The 15579-nt window shown below is 55.1% G+C and carries 17 protein-coding genes; 9 read left to right on the plus strand and 8 right to left on the minus strand.

Annotated elements, in window-relative coordinates:
• The first annotated feature begins 108 nt into the window (after nt 1–108).
• Nucleotides 109–669, plus strand: coding sequence for an ATP-dependent protease subunit HslV (gene hslV, locus ACR0BD_RS00405; protein ID WP_480699418.1), 561 nt, complete (start codon nt 109–111; stop codon nt 667–669).
• Here hslV and ACR0BD_RS00410 read toward each other — a convergent pair.
• Nucleotides 658–1899, minus strand: a complete 1242-nt coding sequence (locus ACR0BD_RS00410; RefSeq protein ID WP_480828310.1) for an MFS transporter — start codon at nt 1897–1899, stop codon at nt 658–660. The genes hslV and ACR0BD_RS00410 overlap by 12 nt on opposite strands.
• A gap of 180 nt (nt 1900–2079) precedes the next feature.
• On the opposite strand from ACR0BD_RS00410, the gene hslU reads away from it, so the two are divergent.
• The 3 genes from hslU to ACR0BD_RS00425 all read left to right on the plus strand — a co-directional run bounded on the left by hslU (nt 2080) and on the right by ACR0BD_RS00425 (nt 5800).
• Nucleotides 2080–3387, plus strand: a complete 1308-nt coding sequence (hslU, locus tag ACR0BD_RS00415) for an ATP-dependent protease ATPase subunit HslU (protein ID WP_480828311.1) — start codon at nt 2080–2082, stop codon at nt 3385–3387.
• A gap of 98 nt (nt 3388–3485) precedes the next feature.
• Complete coding sequence (locus tag ACR0BD_RS00420; RefSeq protein ID WP_480828312.1) at nt 3486–4583, plus strand: alpha/beta hydrolase; 1098 nt, start codon at nt 3486–3488, stop codon at nt 4581–4583.
• The gene (locus tag ACR0BD_RS00425) at nt 4580–5800 is read left to right on the plus strand and encodes an MFS transporter (protein WP_480828313.1); all 1221 of its coding nucleotides are present in this window, start codon (nt 4580–4582) and stop codon (nt 5798–5800) included. The genes ACR0BD_RS00420 and ACR0BD_RS00425 overlap by 4 nt, the downstream gene beginning before the upstream one ends.
• Here the strand turns inward: ACR0BD_RS00425 and ACR0BD_RS00430 are convergent.
• From ACR0BD_RS00430 to ACR0BD_RS00440, 3 genes are read right to left on the minus strand one after another with little or no spacing between them, the layout of a single operon-like run.
• On the minus strand, nt 5797–6384 hold the full coding sequence (locus tag ACR0BD_RS00430; protein ID WP_480828314.1) for a Smr/MutS family protein: 588 nt from the start codon (nt 6382–6384) through the stop codon (nt 5797–5799). The two genes, ACR0BD_RS00425 and ACR0BD_RS00430, sit on opposite strands and share 4 nt — an antisense overlap.
• Entirely contained in the window at nt 6384–7418 is a 1035-nt protein-coding gene (mltA, locus tag ACR0BD_RS00435; RefSeq protein ID WP_480828315.1) for a murein transglycosylase A, read from the minus strand. The genes ACR0BD_RS00430 and mltA overlap by 1 nt, the downstream gene beginning before the upstream one ends.
• Nucleotides 7415–8074 (minus strand): Tim44/TimA family putative adaptor protein, encoded by a 660-nt coding sequence (locus ACR0BD_RS00440; protein WP_480699404.1) that lies wholly within the window; start codon nt 8072–8074, stop codon nt 7415–7417. The genes mltA and ACR0BD_RS00440 overlap by 4 nt, the downstream gene beginning before the upstream one ends.
• A gap of 108 nt (nt 8075–8182) precedes the next feature.
• Between ACR0BD_RS00440 and ACR0BD_RS00445 the strand changes: the two genes are divergently transcribed.
• Complete coding sequence (locus tag ACR0BD_RS00445) at nt 8183–8674, plus strand: FxsA family protein (RefSeq protein WP_480828316.1); 492 nt, start codon at nt 8183–8185, stop codon at nt 8672–8674.
• 64 nt (nt 8675–8738) lie between these two features.
• Nucleotides 8739–9236 carry a protein-export chaperone SecB gene (secB, locus tag ACR0BD_RS00450; RefSeq protein WP_480828317.1) on the plus strand — a complete coding sequence of 166 codons (498 nt, stop codon included), beginning with the start codon at nt 8739–8741 and terminating at the stop codon, nt 9234–9236.
• A 27-nt stretch (nt 9237–9263) separates the two neighbouring features.
• Here secB and dnaQ read toward each other — a convergent pair whose 3' ends face one another.
• Genes dnaQ through ACR0BD_RS00470 form a run of 4 tightly spaced genes read right to left on the minus strand, consistent with a single transcriptional unit; the run spans nt 9264 to nt 11998 of the window.
• Nucleotides 9264–9986 (minus strand): DNA polymerase III subunit epsilon, encoded by a 723-nt coding sequence (dnaQ, locus tag ACR0BD_RS00455; RefSeq protein WP_480828318.1) that lies wholly within the window; start codon nt 9984–9986, stop codon nt 9264–9266.
• Complete coding sequence (coaE, locus tag ACR0BD_RS00460; RefSeq protein WP_480828319.1) at nt 9979–10572, minus strand: dephospho-CoA kinase; 594 nt, start codon at nt 10570–10572, stop codon at nt 9979–9981. Before coaE ends, dnaQ begins: the two co-directional genes overlap by 8 nt.
• On the minus strand, nt 10569–11402 hold the full coding sequence (locus tag ACR0BD_RS00465; protein ID WP_480828320.1) for a shikimate dehydrogenase: 834 nt from the start codon (nt 11400–11402) through the stop codon (nt 10569–10571). The genes coaE and ACR0BD_RS00465 overlap by 4 nt, the downstream gene beginning before the upstream one ends.
• Nucleotides 11399–11998, minus strand: coding sequence for a Maf family protein (locus ACR0BD_RS00470; RefSeq protein WP_480828321.1), 600 nt, complete (start codon nt 11996–11998; stop codon nt 11399–11401). Before ACR0BD_RS00470 ends, ACR0BD_RS00465 begins: the two co-directional genes overlap by 4 nt.
• Nucleotides 11999–12402: 404 nt before the next feature.
• Here ACR0BD_RS00470 and ACR0BD_RS00475 point away from each other — a divergent pair, with 404 nt between their 5' ends.
• From ACR0BD_RS00475 to mnmE, 3 genes are all read left to right on the plus strand, one after another.
• The gene (locus ACR0BD_RS00475) at nt 12403–12852 is read left to right on the plus strand and encodes a CopD family protein (protein WP_480828322.1); all 450 of its coding nucleotides are present in this window, start codon (nt 12403–12405) and stop codon (nt 12850–12852) included.
• 126 nt (nt 12853–12978) lie between these two features.
• Nucleotides 12979–14250, plus strand: coding sequence for a transcription termination factor Rho (gene rho, locus ACR0BD_RS00480; RefSeq protein WP_170771337.1), 1272 nt, complete (start codon nt 12979–12981; stop codon nt 14248–14250).
• A gap of 30 nt (nt 14251–14280) precedes the next feature.
• Nucleotides 14281–15567: a tRNA uridine-5-carboxymethylaminomethyl(34) synthesis GTPase MnmE gene (mnmE, locus tag ACR0BD_RS00485; RefSeq protein ID WP_480828323.1), complete on the plus strand. Its 1287-nt coding sequence runs from the start codon at nt 14281–14283 to the stop codon at nt 15565–15567.
• Nucleotides 15568–15579: the final 12 nt, after the last annotated feature.

The raw sequence follows: 15579 nt of genomic DNA on the forward strand, positions 1-15579 counted from the left end.
TGGTAACCCCGATCTGCGATTCTTGCATATCTTTTAGGCAGTTTGTGAACTGTTGCGCTGACGGCGGGTCCGGCCCATATAGGGTGCCAGATCAAATTGGAGGCCCCGATGGCAGACAACGACTTTCCCGGTTGGCACGGCACAACGATCATTGGCGTCAAAAAAGGCGGCCATGTGGTGATTGCCGGGGACGGACAGGTCAGCCTGGGTCAGACCGTAATCAAGGGCACCGCCCGGAAAGTGCGTCGCCTTTCACCCGGCGGTTTCGAAGTCGTTGCCGGTTTCGCTGGCTCGACCGCTGATGCGTTTACGTTGCTGGAACGGCTGGAGGCCAAGCTTGAGGCGACGCCCGGCCAACTGGCCCGCGCCTCGGTCGAGCTTGCCAAGGACTGGCGGACAGACAAGTACCTTCAAAAGCTCGAGGCGATGTTGATCGTCACCGACGGCAAGGACCTGTTGGTCATCACCGGGGCAGGGGATGTGCTGGAACCTGAACATAACGTGGCCGCTATTGGATCTGGCGGAAATTTCGCACTGGCAGCAGCACGCGCGATGATGGACAGCGATAAACCAGCAGAACAGATCGCGCGCGAGGCGATGGCAATTGCCGCAGATATCTGCGTTTACACCAATGGCAATCTGACGGTCGAGGAGATCTCAGGCCAGTAGCGTCTTGATCTCTTTCCCTTTCCAGCGGCGATGCATTCCGATCAATCCCAGTATGGCCGCAACGATGACGATGTAGTAGGGCACGCGGATGTCGATGCTCATTAAGCCACCGCCGACTAGGGACATGATGCCTCCGGCCAGACAGAACACGGCTGTCGTGACACCCATGACCCATCCTTGATCGGTTTCACTGACGGCAGAGGAAAACAGACCCAGCAGTGTGGGGTAAGACACTCCAAAGAAGAAGTAGAAGAAAAAGACCGGCACATAACTCAGCACACCGTTGGGGCTGAATGCGAAAGCAAAGCCGCAGATCACCATAATGATCAGCGAGGTATAGATGATTTTGTGTTTACTGAACTTTTCTTGCGCTGGTTTAACAAGGAAAGTGCTGGAAAAAGCCAGCGCAAAGCCGATCACCACCATCGCCACACTGCCACCGATCACGCCGTAACCGAACCGGCTGGTTAGATAATTGTCGACGAACACATAGAAAGTGACGTTGGCGATCATAAAGAATGAATAGACAGGCAGGATCTTCAGAACCATCGGATGCCCACGCACGGCGATCAGACTGTCGGTCACGTCGCGCGGACGAAAGACAAAAGGCGCACGTTCGGTACGGGTGTCTTTGAAAAAGGTGATCACGAGGAAGATTGCGATCAAGACAAGAACAAAAGCGCCGTAGAACGGTGTTTTCAGCGTGGCCACGCTGCCCAGCAGGGCGGCATCAGAAAGAAGCGCGCCGATGATCGGCCCACCGACCAGGCCAAAGCTGACGCCGGTCACGATATATCCCATATTGCGGTCGCGGTCGGCAGCATCGGTGCTGCCATCAATCATTGCTGCTTGGGCAATGGGTTGGTTGCCCGCGGTGAACCCGGTGATCGAGCGACCGATAATCAGCAACAACAGACTGTTGAGGTAAAGCGACGCGATCGTCAGCGCGTATCCGATCAACGCCCCACCCAGACACACCAACAGCGCGTTCTTGCGTCCGATGGAATCCGAAACCTTCGAGACATAGACCACACCCAGAAACCACGACAGGAAAAAGCACCCTATTACCAGCCCGTAATAGAAATGCCGCTGTCCCATTGGGGTGTTTTCGGGCAGGAAACCGGATTTCGACTCCATGATCAGAGAGTTGATGATGGGAAAGACCAATCCTTGCCCAAGCAGATCAACAAACACCACGAACAGAAGGGTGATCTTGGCAATTTTCGTCATAACTTTGTTCCTGACCCTCAACGCCTTGAAATCACGGTAGCAGACGGCGCGCTTTTCACCTACGGAAAGCATTTGCAAACCGGGTGGCGCATTGCTAACCAACGCTGCCTCTGTTGTTTTCGCCCCTGCGGTGATTACTTACTCCGCACCTGCCTTAAGCCGACCGAAAGGACTGCCCCTGTGACCGACCTGACCCCGCGCGAGATTGTCTCGGAACTGGATCGTTTTATCATCGGGCAAAAGGATGCCAAACGCGCGGTCGCCGTCGCCCTGCGTAACCGTTGGCGGCGCAAACAGTTGGCTGATGATATCCGCGAAGAGGTTTATCCCAAGAACATCCTGATGATCGGCCCCACCGGTGTCGGCAAAACCGAAATCAGCCGCCGTCTGGCAAAACTGGCGCGCGCGCCTTTTATCAAAGTCGAAGCCACCAAATTCACCGAAGTTGGCTATGTTGGCCGAGACGTGGAACAGATCGTGCGCGACCTTGCTGATGCGGCAATCATCCAAACCCGCGAATTCATGCGCGAAGACGTCAAGGCCAAGGCTCATCAGGCTGCCGAGGACCGCGTGATCGAGGCGATCGCAGGCACGGACGCCCGCGAAGCGACCCGCGACATGTTCCGTAAAAAGCTGAAAGCCGGAGAATTGGATGATACGGTGATTGAGCTGGAACTGTCCGACACATCGAATCCGATGCCGATGTTTGACGTTCCCGGCCAGCCCGGCAGTCAGATGGGCATGATGAACCTGGGCGACATCTTCGGCAAGGCGTTCGGCGGGCGCACCGTCAAGAAACGCATGACCGTGGCCGAAAGCTATGATGCACTGATCGGGGAAGAGGCCGACAAGCTGCTGGACGATGAAACCGTCAACCGTGTGGCACTTGAATCGGTCGAACAGAACGGCATCGTGTTTCTGGATGAAATCGACAAGGTTTGCGCGCGCTCGGATGCGCGCGGCGGGGATGTCAGCCGCGAAGGTGTGCAGCGCGATCTGCTGCCTCTGATCGAAGGCACCACAGTTTCAACCAAGCATGGCCCGGTCAAGACCGACCATATCCTGTTTATCGCCTCGGGTGCATTTCACATCGCCAAGCCGTCGGATCTGTTACCAGAGCTTCAAGGTCGTTTGCCAATCCGTGTCGAACTGCGTGCCCTTACCGAAGAGGATTTCGTACGCATCCTGACAGAGACGGATAATGCGCTCACCCGCCAATACACTGCCCTGATGGGAACCGAAGAGGTCACGGTGGGCTTCACCGAAGATGGCATTGCAGCGCTGGCTAAGATCGCAGCGGATGTGAACCAGACTGTAGAAAACATCGGCGCGCGCCGGCTTTATACGGTTATGGAACGCGTGTTCGAAGAACTGTCTTTCAACGCACCCGACAAGGCTGGCACCGAGATTACCGTGAACGCCGCGTTCGTTGACGAAAACCTTGGCGAATTGACCAAGTCCACCGACCTCAGCCGTTACGTCCTGTAACAGTATAAGCCGGTTTTTGCCGTGCCTTTCACCTTGCGTCGCTGTACGCAGGGCTGAAATCGGTTAGCTTTTGCGCAAGATTCTCTGAGGATTTAAACGTGTTTCGTTTTGCTTTGATTACTTTCGTTTCATTGACACTGACAGCTTGTGTCGATCGCACTGTTTCCCAGACCGTACCCACCGCGTTGGACGTGGGTACGCCGGAAACTGTGTTTGCCACCACGACGCGGGCACGCGAAGCGGACGGCTCTTATGGGTTTCGGCGCGGTGAGGCGTTGCAGTTTCTGGAAATGACAGTCTCGATACCGCCCAATCACACGCCCGGAACACTGGATTTCTCATATGCGAATCCCAATCCAGACAAGCAATTCGTCATGGCCCGCGTGGACGAATTGCAGGGTCCAAGCGATCTGAGGTCGCGCCTGCAGGGAAAAGACGAGGTTTCGATCTTTATTCATGGGTATAACACGACCCAATCTGAAACCGCGTTTCGGGCAGCGCAGCTCAGCTATGATCTGAAAATCCCAGGTGCCACAATGGTTTATTCCTGGCCCAGCCAGGCTACGGGATATGGCTATGCCTATGATCTGGACAGCATGTTGTTTGCCCGAGATGGTTTGGAACAAACGGTTCGGGATTTGAAATCAATCGGGGTACGGCGCGTGGTTCTGGTTGCGCATTCCATGGGTACTGCCCTGACGATGGAGATGATGCGGCAGGCCGAACTGCGAGAACCCGGTTGGTCGAACAAGAATATCGAAGGTGTGGTACTGATCGCACCGGATCTGGATGTGGATCTGTTTCGGTCGCAAATGGATACGATCAAGACGCCGCCTGATCCTTTCATCGTGATGGTCTCGCAAAAGGACAAGTTGTTGAATATCTCAGCCCGGCTGCGCGGAACCACGAAGGGCGAGCGGTTGGGCAATATCAGCTCCGCCGAAGCTTTGTCTGAATACAAGATCAACATTCTGGATACGACGGCGTTCAACGATGATGCAGAATCCTCGCATTTTGTGGCCGCGACATCTCCGGCTTTGCTGGCAATCATCAATTCAGCCCGAAGGATCAGCAACACATTCGGCACCGAACAGCGTGGGCTTGATGTGATCGCGCCAGCCAGCGTCCGCAATCCGGACGGTGCGACGGAAATAGTTCTGTCAGAAACTGGTCAGGCGCAGGTTAGCGCTCCGTGACACAATTTAACCTGGGCCGGTATCTGCGTGACAATACGGCCTGGTTAGGCGCCGGGGTCTTGCTGACGTTCATGTCCAGTTTCGGACAGACGTTTTTCATCTCGGTCTTTTCTGGAGAAATCCGGGCTGAGTTTGGCCTGACCCATGGTGCCTGGGGTGGGTTGTATTCTCTGGGAACAACCGCCTCTGCAATTGTCATGATTTGGGCCGGTGGGCTGACCGACATATTTCGCGTGCGCGTTCTGGGCCCCGCCGTTCTGGCCGGGCTGGCGCTGGCCACTTTGGCTATGGCCTTAAACAGCTGGTTGTTCTTGCTGCCGGTGGTCGTGTTTCTGCTGCGTCTGTTCGGGCAGGGGATGAGCACCCATCTGGCCGCCGTCGCAATGGCGCGCTGGTTCACCGCAACACGCGGCAAAGCTTTGTCCATAGCATCAGCTGGTTTTTCAATCGGCGAAGCCATTCTGCCGGTCACCTTTGTGGCAGCAATGCTTTATCTGGATTGGCGTTGGCTTTGGGTGATCTCAGCCGGGATCGTGATGATCGGAATCCCCGTGTTGTGGCGCATGCTGCGTCTGGAGCGTACACCGCAAAGCCTGGCCAGCGAATATTCTGCCACGGGAATGGAAGGCCGCCACTGGACACGGAAAGAAGCGCTGTTCAACCCGCTGTTCTGGCTTATCGCCCCCGCCTTGATGGCGCCCCCGGCCTTTACGACTGCATTCTTTTTCCACCAGGTCCATTTGGCGGAAATCAAAGGGTGGCAGCACATAAACCTTGTTGCCCTGTTTCCTCTGTATACTGGTGTTTCGGTTGTTTCGATGTTTGCCGCGGGCTGGGCTTTGGACAGGTGGGGAACGGCCCGGATGATGCCGTTCTACCAACTGCCAATGGGCATTGGATTTATGATCGTATCTGTCATGGCGACCCCGAGTACAGCTGCGCTTGCCCTGACGTTTCTGGCCGTGACAGTGGGTGCAAACAGTACATTGCCCAGCGCCTTTTGGGCTGAGTTCTACGGAACCCGACATATCGGGGCGATCAAAGCAATAGCCACATCGCTGATGGTATTGGGGTCGGCGATTGGCCCCGGGCTAACCGGTGTTCTGATTGATCAAGGAATTCCACTCGACGCACAGTTTTTGTGGATCGGTTTCTTTTTCCTCGGGGTTTGCGCGCTGGTCTGGATCGGGATCAAACGTGTGGCACACACGCTTTAACGCGTGCGCCGCAAATAGACGTAATAGGCCCCGTCGCCGCCATGGCTGATATGGGCAGGTGTCACTTGCAGAACCACATGCGCCAAAGGTGGCAATGACAGCCATTGCGGAACCTGATTGCGCAGAACACCGCGCGGTGTGGGTATTGGGCCTGGTTCGTCGCGATCCTTGCCCTTTCCGGTTACCACCAGCACAAGCCGTTTCCCCTGGGCCTGCGCCGTCAGAACAAAGCGAATAAGCGCAGGATGCGCCGTGTCCACGCGCATTCCGTGCAGATCCAGCTTGCCCTCGGGCTTTATCTTGCCACGTTTCATTCGGCCAAATGCCTTGCTGTCCATCTGGATCGGTTTGGCCTGAAGGCTTTCGGTTACGGTTGGTTTCAGCGCACTACCGGACGGTTTGAGACTGACGTTTCGGCCAAGCTCAAAGGGTTCTAGCCGTGTTTTGGGTGGTTTATTTGGTTTGGGCTTCGGCAAGGAAGTGGGGTGCACGGTCTGAGGCAGCTCTGGGTGCAGGCGTTCCGTCTGTTTGGCGACCTTGCGCCACAAATCTATTTCGTCTGCAGTCAGCTTGCGGCGTGACATCAAAACTCATCCGGAAGCAGGGCATATGCGCGCTGAATGGGCAGTAAAACGACCATGCGGCCTGGGTCTTTCAAACGCCCGGCCGCCTTTCCGGCGGCATCCCCGGTGCCGAAAAAGATATCGGCCCGCTGTGCGCCCTTGATAGCTGATCCCGTATCCTGCGCGATCATCAGCCGACGCAAAGGTTGTTTGCCGTCCTTTTCCACCCAAACCGGCGCACCGAGTGGTGTGAAAGCGGGGTCGGCGGCGATACTGCGCATCTCTGTTACAGATCGGTTCATAGCACCCAGTGGTCCAAATTCGGGTGCGACACGCGTCACCTCGCGAAAAAAGACATAAGAGGGATTGTGGAACAATAATTCGGCCCCAGCCTCAGGGTTTTTTCGAACCCATGACTTGATCATCTGAGCACTGACCTGATGCGCAGCCAGTGCGCCCCGCCGGATCAACTCGGACCCGATTGAGCGATACGGGTGCCCATTGGCACCTCCGTACCCGACACGCAGCGCGCTGCCGTCCGGTAAACGGATGCGCCCCGAGCCTTGAATTTGCAAAAAGAAAAGCTCGACCGGGTCGTCCACCCACGCGATCTCCAGGCCACGGCCTTGCATGACGTCGCCTGACAGTAACTCGCGACGGGACAGCCATTGTTCTGCACGCCGCGCCTCGGGTGGCATTTTATAGACCGGGTATCTGTATCGTTCCGTGCGGGTTTTGGACCCATCCAGTTCCGGCTCAAAATAACCGGTGAACAGCGCATCCTTGCCGTCCTCAACTAGAACCGGTCTGAAAAACAACTCAAAAAAGGAACGAGCAGCTTCTGGCCCATAACTGCGCGCAACTCGGCACAGAGCACGCCAATCAGGGTCTTTCAGATCACCGCATGTATTCAGAAATACAGAAAGGGCTGCGCCGTGGTCATCATCGGCCCAGCCATCAAGATCATCAAACGTGACAATGGAACGTGTCGCTTCGGCGCCGGCAGAGGTGCTCATGAAAGCAACCAGCAATAGCGACCGAAGCGTTGCAATCATGCGTCCGTGGCAACAAGAAGCCAGTTAGGATCATCCGAACCCATCACGCGGGCAAAGGTCCAGCTGTCCTTTTGCCGTTTCACTGTGTTCGGGTTGCCTTCGATAATATCACCGCCGCGATCGCGTACGACCGATGTCAGCTCACCCACGAACTTCATGGTGATCTCGGCCTCATTAGTGTCCTTGTCGAACTTGACGTCGGCCAGAGATGTTTCACGCACACCGATGAACTCTGCCTCAATGGTCAGGCCCTGATCTTCACGGGCTGCGACGACCGAGACAAAGGTGTCGAATACCTCTTCTGACAGGAAGGGCTGGATTTCATCCAGATTACCCTTTTCGAACCCCATGACGATCATCTCATAGGCGCCGCGCGCACCCTGCACGAACTCACTGACCGAGAAACTGGGCTCGATTCGCTTCATTGCGGTCAGGGTTTGGGCCTGTTCGCTGTCTTCTTCGACGTGGTCGGTGATGTCGTGGTCGGGGCCACCTTCGATCACCTCAAAGTCACGGCGCGACTTACCTGTGTCGGGTTGTTGTTGAACAGGAGGTTTTTCAAAACCCTCCCGTGTACCCAGAACGCTTTTCAGGCGCAGGATCAGGAAAACGGCAATTCCGGCCAGGACCAGCAACTGGATCATCGGTTCGTTCATTTCATCCTCTTTATCAGACCGCGGCTTTGTATACGCGACCTCATGCCACTATGTAGGTGACAGATTGGGGCAAGTCCACCGCCCGACCCGCTGTAAAGGATAACGCATATGTATCTGTTTTTGGCATTTCTATTGGTTCCGATCATCGAGATCGCCCTGTTTATTCAGGTTGGCGGTTTGATCGGCCTGTGGCCAACACTCGCGATTGTAGTCCTGACAGCGGTTTTGGGCACGGCTTTGGTGCGGACACAAGGTCGCATGGCGCTGGCCAATCTACAGCGGTCTTTTGCGGAACTAGATGATCCGACTGAACCTTTGGCCCACGGGGCAATGATTTTGCTGTCAGGTGTGTTGCTGCTGACACCTGGGTTTTTCACCGATGCTGTTGGATTCGCGTTGCTTGTTCCTGGTATTCGCTTCGCCGTCTTTCGCTACCTCAAGTCAAAGGTCAACGTCACCCACTTTCAAATGGGAACGGGTGCGCAATTTCACACAGGGGCCGATCCTTTCGAACAGGATGACATAATTGACGGAGAATTTACCGAGGTTCGCCCCCGCAAAGACCCCACAAAGCCATCGAAATGGGTAGAAGGGCCGTGACCTGCATTGAGGTGGCGCGCCCAACTTGCTAAGCAGTGGCGAATTTTAGTTTCGGAGTAGATCCATGGCCGAAGAAGACGCCAAAGAAAACACCGCGGCCCAAGCCGCCCCTCAGATTCAGATGCGCATTCTGGGACAATTCATTCGTGACCTGTCTTTTGAAAACGTAATGGCCCAAAAGGGCGTGTCTGGTGATGTACAGCCTGAGATTTCTGTTCAGGTTAATCTGGACGCCAAAAAACGCGGCGCCGAGCACCAGTACGAAGTTTCGATCAAGCTGAACCTCAAATCCAAGGCCAAAGGTCTGGAAGATGTCCTGTTCCTGTGTGAGATCGACTATTGTGGTCTGTTCCACGTGGAAGGTGTCGCCGAAGATCAGCTGCACCCGTTCCTGATGATCGAATGCCCGCGGATGTTGTTCCCATTCCTGCGCCGCATCGTCAGTGACGTGACCCGCGATGGTGGATATCCGCCGGTCAACCTGGACAATATCGACTTTGTCGCCCTTTACCGCAACGAACTGATGCGCCGTCAAGCAGAGGCGCAAAAGGCCGACGCCTAAAATCTTTGACCCGCGCCAGAGATCAGCTCAGGCGCGGGTCCACAAGGCGTTTTCGCCCAGTTTTTCCACGAAAGCCTCATGCGCCGCGCGTTCATCCTCGGTGATCTTCGACGCCAGAGGTGTCGGGCGTGCCACGGGCCGCCAGTCATCTTGCCCTCCGGCACCTGAAGCCGCTGATGTAGACAGGCCGAAATCCGGCTGCCGCCCACCGATCAGTTCCAGATAGACCTCAGCCAGAATTTCCGAGTCGAGCAAGGCCCCGTGCAGCGTCCGGTTCGAATTGTCGATGTTGAACCGCCGACACAGCGCATCCAGTGATGCGGGCGATCCGGGAAAGCGTTTGCGCGCAATGGCCAGCGTATCCAGCGCCTGATCCATCGGAATCTGCGGCAGGCCCATCCATTTCAGCTCGGCGTTCAGGAATTTCATATCGAAAGACGCGTTGTGGATCACCAGCTTGGAATCCTTGATGAAATCGCGAAATCCTTGGCCGACCTTGGCAAAAACCGGTTTGTCCTTCAGCGTCACCTCACCCTTTTCCGGCGGGCGCGGGTTTTCCAGCAGGTCCGGGCCGATCCCATGCACGCCGAACGCCTCTTCGGGCATGGATCGTTCGGGGTTGATGTAGACGTGATAGGTCTCACCCGTGGCGACATGGTTCCACAGCTCGACCGCGCCGATCTCGACAATCCGGTCGCCGCTTTCGGGATCAAACCCCGTGGTTTCGGTATCGAGTACAATCTCACGCATCTGCCATCCCCGTCCGTATCTGCCTGACCACATCCTGCACCTGCGCGCGGGCATGGTCCAGCGTATCCGTCACGATCACGAAATCCGAACGCGCACATTTTTCGTCATTCGGCATCTGCTTGGCGCGGATCTGTTCGAACTGAGCTTCGGTCATCGTACCGCGCTCCATCACGCGGCGTTTTTGTTCTGTCGCGGGAATTGAAACGCAGGCAACGGCGTCCATCGCCGCGTCCCCTCCGGTTTCGAATAACAGGGGGATGTCAAAAACCAGTATGTCGGCCGATGTATTTTGCCGAAACGCTGCACGATCAGCGGCAACCAAAGGATGCACGATCGCTTCAATTTGTTTCAGGCTGTCAGCATCGCGTCCGATGATTTGTTTAAGCATCTCTCGGCTGACCGCGCCGTCCACGACTGCATCAGGAAATGCAGCTTGCATGGGTTCAACTGCGACTCCGCCCCTTGAATAGAGTCTATGTACGGCTTCATCTGCATCCCATAACGCGCAGCCCTCGTCGACAAACATCTGCGCGGTCGTGCTTTTGCCCATCCCGATCGAGCCCGTGAGTCCAAGTGCGAAACTCATGACAAAACGGCGGCTCTCAGATCGAAATTCACTTCGGGTCGAACACCAAACCAGCTTTCAAATCCGGGAACAGCCTGATGCAACAGCATACCCAACCCATCGACAGTCGTGCATCCGGCCTCTTCGGCCGCTTTCAAGAGGTGCGTTTTCAAAGGCGCATAGACAAGATCGGTTACAACGGCACCCGGTTGTAATCCGTCCAAAGGCACGCGCAGTTCCGGCTGACCCAGCATACCAAGTGAACTTGTATTAACCACAAGTTCAGCCAGTTCCAGGACATTCCCGGCCTGCAACCAATCAACCACCTTGATGGTCGGGCCAAACTCTTCTTTCAGGTGTTCCGCGCGCTCTTTTGTTCGGTTTGTCAGCAATATTTCGGGCAAGCCTGCATCGACCAACGCCTGCAACACAGCCCGAGCAGCACCTCCGGCGCCGATAACCACCGCTGGCCCATCACCGGGTTTCCAATCTGGCGCGCCGCTACACAAGTTCTCCATGAACCCGTATCCGTCCGTATTGTCGGCATGGATCGTCCCGTCATTCCGAAAAACCAGAGTATTCGCCGCACCGATTTTACGCGCGCGATCTGTGACCTCATCCGCCAGTTTCAGAACAGCTTCTTTGTGCGGGACCGTGACGTTCGTTCCAACAAAACCCGCCTTAGGCAGCGCACGTAAAACCGTATCAAGATCCTCGGGGGCGACATCCATAGGAACATAATGACCCGGCAACCCATAGGTTTTTAACCAGTGCCCATGCAGCTGCGGAGATTTTGAATGCGCCACAGGGTGCCCAATTACACCGGCCAAAGGAATTTTTGCCTTGCTCATTGATCAATCACCCCTTTGACGGCCAAGAAATTCAACAACTCCAACAGGGGTATACCCAAGACGTTAAAATAGTCACCGTCAATGGTTGCAAACAGGCGAACACCTTCTTCTTCCAGCTTATAGGCCCCGACAGCGTGTCGGATGCTGTCCCAGTTACGGTCGACATAGTCACGCAGATAGGCATCCGAGCTCATACGCATTCGCAGTCGGACCTGACCGACATGCCTCCAGATCGGCTCGCTATTCTCATAGATGACAGCCGCAGACAAAAGCATATGCCGTTTGCCGCGCATCTTCTTAAGCTGGGCAAAAGCATCCTCGGGCGTTTTCGGCTTGGACATGAGCTGTCCTTCAAAGTCCAGCACCTGGTCACACCCCAAGACCATGGCCCCGGGATTCTTGTCGCTGACCTTGCGCGCTTTCATCTCAGCCAACGTATCGGCAATATCGCGCGGACTGGCCTGTTCGGCCAACAACGCTTGTTTGGCTGTATCTTCATCGACCCGTGCGGTTTCCACCCTGAATCGCACATCCGCGTTTTTCAGCAGCTGAGCCCGAATGGACGACCCCGAGGCCAAGATGATGGGGACAGACATGTGGAAAACCCCCTGAGCAAATCGTTAACGGTTCCGGGATGGTTTGTATGGTTTTCCAGTTGACACGCAAGCCCGGGATTTTTGCTGCGAACTTCCCAGATTCGCTCAAGTTCTGTCCAATCAGGACAAGGATAACTTCAACCCCGAGGATAACCGTTCTGCCAGAACTTAACCATAGAGTTATCCCCAGAGATTCACATTCATATTCTATATAAGTAACTGTTTTTATGTTGAAATAAATTCCCTCAACAGAATCACTCATATCATCTGGGAATTAATCCACTTGGGGAAAACGCGTGTGTAAAAAAGTAATCCACGGAATTTAAGCACCCTACAAAACCATCTTCCTTTTTCTTTTCTTATTTTTTTATTAGGGAAGAGCCCGAGCAATCGACGGAGTCAGAATGACTGATCTTCTTTTCGCGATTTACCCATGGGTGAAGTCCCTTCATATCATGGCTGTGATCTCTTGGATGGCCGGATTGTTCTATTTACCACGATTGTTCGTCTATCATGTTGAGAAAGCGCAAGCCGTGGAAGGCGCGCAGGACATTTTCTTTGAAATGGAAGAAAAGCTGCTGCGTGTGATCATGCGCCCTGCGATGATCGTAGCGTGGCTGTGCGGGTTGATCATGGTGTTCACGCCGGGGATCGTCGGATGGGACTGGACCTGGCCTTGGCTGAAAGGTGCTGGCGTGATCGGTATGACCTGGTTCCACCACTGGCTGATGGCCCGGCGCAAGGATTTCCTGGCAGGCCAAAACAAGCTGTCAGGACGCCAGTATCGCATGATGAACGAGGTTCCGACCGTTTTGATGGTTATCATCGTTTTGGCGGTCGTTCTGAAGTTCTGAGAGGGTCATTTGACTCGGGCTCTCTGGATGCGTATGTAACGCATAACACGCCCGTCCGGGCGGCGTATCTTCCGTACTGAAATTCAAATCCGTGCCGTGATCCCTACGGCCAAGGTTCGTATCACTATGTCCAATGAATCCCTGAATCTGGCTGACCTAAAGGCCAAAAGCCCCAAAGACCTTTTGGCGATGGCCGAAGAGCTGGAGATCGAAAACGCCTCGACCATGCGGAAGGGCGAAATGATGTTCCAGATTCTGCGCGAACGCGCGGATGAGGGCTGGACTGTTGGCGGTGATGGCGTGCTTGAGGTCCTGCAAGACGGTTTTGGCTTTCTGCGTTCGCCTGAGGCGAACTATCTGCCGGGTCCTGACGATATCTATGTCTCGCCCGACATGATCCGCCTGCATTCGCTGCGGACTGGTGACACGGTCGAAGGTGAGATCAAGGCGCCCGACGATAATGAGCGGTACTTTGCGTTGACGAAGGTCACCAAGATCAACTTTGAAGATCCCGAAAAGGCCAAGCACAAGATCTTGTTCGACAACCTCACGCCTCTGTACCCGGACGAGCGTTTGAAGATGGAGATCGAAGATCCGACCATCAAGGACAAGTCGGCCCGTGTGATCGACCTGGTTGCGCCCATTGGTAAAGGCCAGCGGTCGCTGATCGTGGCGCCACCGCGGACGGGTAAGACGGTGATCCTGCAGAACATCGCCCATTCGATCGAACAGAACCACCCGGAGTGTTATCTGATCGTCCTGCTGATCGACGAACGCCCCGAAGAGGTGACGGACATGCAGCGCTCGGTGAAGGGTGAGGTTGTATCCTCGACCTTTGACGAACCGGCGACGCGTCACGTCGCCGTGTCTGAGATGGTGATCGAAAAAGCAAAACGTCTGGTCGAGCATAAACGAGATGTTGTTATTTTGCTCGATTCGATCACAAGACTTGGTAGAGCGTTTAACACCGTGGTCCCATCCTCAGGTAAGGTTCTGACCGGTGGTGTGGATGCGAACGCGCTGCAACGGCCCAAGCGCTTCTTTGGTGCCGCGCGGAACATCGAAGAGGGCGGCTCACTGACCATTATCGCCACCGCTCTGATCGATACCGGTAGCCGGATGGACGAAGTGATCTTCGAAGAATTCAAAGGCACCGGTAACTCGGAAATCGTTCTGGATCGCAAAATTGCAGACAAGCGCGTGTTCCCGGCCATCGACATCCTTAAGTCCGGCACCCGGAAAGAGGACTTGCTGGTCGACAAGGGCGACCTGGCCAAGACCTTCGTTCTGCGCCGGATCCTCAACCCGATGGGCACGACCGACGCGATCGAGTTCTTGCTATCGAAGTTGAAGCAGACGAAGACAAACGGCGAGTTCTTCGATTCGATGAATACCTGACACAGGTCTTAACCGACGCGAGGCCTTCGAATGGATACGATATTCGCCTTGGCCAGCGCGCAAGGCAAAGCCGGGGTGGCGGTTATCCGCCTCTCTGGTCCGTCAGCGCATGCTGCTGCGGCCGAGTTGACCGGCAGCGCATTGCCGCCTCGCGGAATGCGGGTTCGCACGTTTACCGCGCCCAATGGGCAGCGTCTGGACGATGGTTTGGTCTTAACCTTTGCAGCCCCTTCGAGCTTTACCGGTGAAGATGTTGCTGAACTGCAGATACATGGCAGTACGGCAACGGTAAACGCAGTGCTGCAATGTCTGTCAGATACAAAGGGTTTGCGGTTGGCAGAACCGGGTGAGTTCACGCGTCGTGCCCTTGAGAATGGTAAAATGGATCTGACACAAGTCGAGGGGCTTGCGGATCTCATTGATGCAGAAACCGAGGCACAGCGCCGCCAAGCCCAAATCATTCTCGCCGGAGATTTGGGTGATCTGGCTGAACGGTGGCGCAAAGATCTGATCCGGGCAGCGTCCCTGTTGGAAGCGGTTATTGACTTTGCAGACGAAGAGGTCCCGACCGACGTAACACCAGAGGTTCGGGATCTTATGTCTGGTGTGATGCGAGATTTACAGCATCAGGCAGAGGGTGTGAGGATCGCAGAACGCATTCGGACCGGTTTTGAGGTCGCGATTGTTGGTTTACCGAATGCCGGAAAGTCGACTTTGTTGAACGCGTTGGCTGGACGGGACGCGGCCATAACCTCGGAATACGCGGGTACGACGCGCGATGTTATCGAAGTAAGGATGGATCTAGATGGCCTACCGGTCACATTGCTGGATACGGCTGGGCTTCGGGAGACTGCGGACTATGTCGAGAATCTGGGAATCGAACTTGCTCGCAAACGAGCGGAGTCTGCGGATTTAAGAGTTTTTCTGGCAGAGGATCCTCTGACTCTTGGTATTGAAATGCAGGTCGGGGATATTCAGGTCTTGCCAAAATCTGATCTGAGGAAAGATCAGAAAGGTGGAATATCTGGCAAAACGGGTGAAGGTATTGATCGTCTAATTTCCGATATATCGTGTGAACTTAGTAAGCGATCTACTACATCTGGGATAGCCACGCGGGAACGCCACCGTGTTGCGTTGAACAAGGCGCTTGATGCTTTGCAATCAGCAATGTCTGTTCTGGAATCAGGTCCGGACTTGTATGATATCGCTGCCGAGGAATTGCGTATTGCTATTCGGGCGCTCGAATCGTTGGTTGGCAGAATAGGGGTCGAGGATCTTTTGGATGAAATATTCTCGAGCTTTTGTCTTGGTAAGTAAGGAGTGTTTCAC

It is taken from the genome of Ruegeria sp. G5, assembly GCF_056533365.1.

Bases quoted from the DNA above. Each gene is read 5' to 3' on its own strand.
- ACR0BD_RS00470 (WP_480828321.1), bottom strand. From the start codon at position 11,998: ATGTCTGTCCCCATCATCTTGGCCTCGGGGTCGTCCATTCGGGCTCAG.
- rho (WP_170771337.1), top strand. From the start codon at position 12,979: ATGTCCAATGAATCCCTGAATCTGGCTGACCTAAAGGCCAAAAGCCCC.
- dnaQ (WP_480828318.1), bottom strand. From the start codon at position 9,986: ATGCGTGAGATTGTACTCGATACCGAAACCACGGGGTTTGATCCCGAA.
- mnmE (WP_480828323.1), top strand. From the start codon at position 14,281: ATGGATACGATATTCGCCTTGGCCAGCGCGCAAGGCAAAGCCGGGGTG.
- ACR0BD_RS00410 (WP_480828310.1), bottom strand. From the start codon at position 1,899: ATGACGAAAATTGCCAAGATCACCCTTCTGTTCGTGGTGTTTGTTGAT.
- ACR0BD_RS00445 (WP_480828316.1), top strand. From the start codon at position 8,183: ATGTATCTGTTTTTGGCATTTCTATTGGTTCCGATCATCGAGATCGCC.
- mltA (WP_480828315.1), bottom strand. From the start codon at position 7,418: ATGATTGCAACGCTTCGGTCGCTATTGCTGGTTGCTTTCATGAGCACC.
- secB (WP_480828317.1), top strand. From the start codon at position 8,739: ATGGCCGAAGAAGACGCCAAAGAAAACACCGCGGCCCAAGCCGCCCCT.
- ACR0BD_RS00465 (WP_480828320.1), bottom strand. From the start codon at position 11,402: ATGAGCAAGGCAAAAATTCCTTTGGCCGGTGTAATTGGGCACCCTGTG.
- ACR0BD_RS00440 (WP_480699404.1), bottom strand. From the start codon at position 8,074: ATGAACGAACCGATGATCCAGTTGCTGGTCCTGGCCGGAATTGCCGTT.
- coaE (WP_480828319.1), bottom strand. From the start codon at position 10,572: ATGAGTTTCGCACTTGGACTCACGGGCTCGATCGGGATGGGCAAAAGC.
- ACR0BD_RS00430 (WP_480828314.1), bottom strand. From the start codon at position 6,384: ATGTCACGCCGCAAGCTGACTGCAGACGAAATAGATTTGTGGCGCAAG.
- hslV (WP_480699418.1), top strand. From the start codon at position 109: ATGGCAGACAACGACTTTCCCGGTTGGCACGGCACAACGATCATTGGC.
- ACR0BD_RS00475 (WP_480828322.1), top strand. From the start codon at position 12,403: ATGACTGATCTTCTTTTCGCGATTTACCCATGGGTGAAGTCCCTTCAT.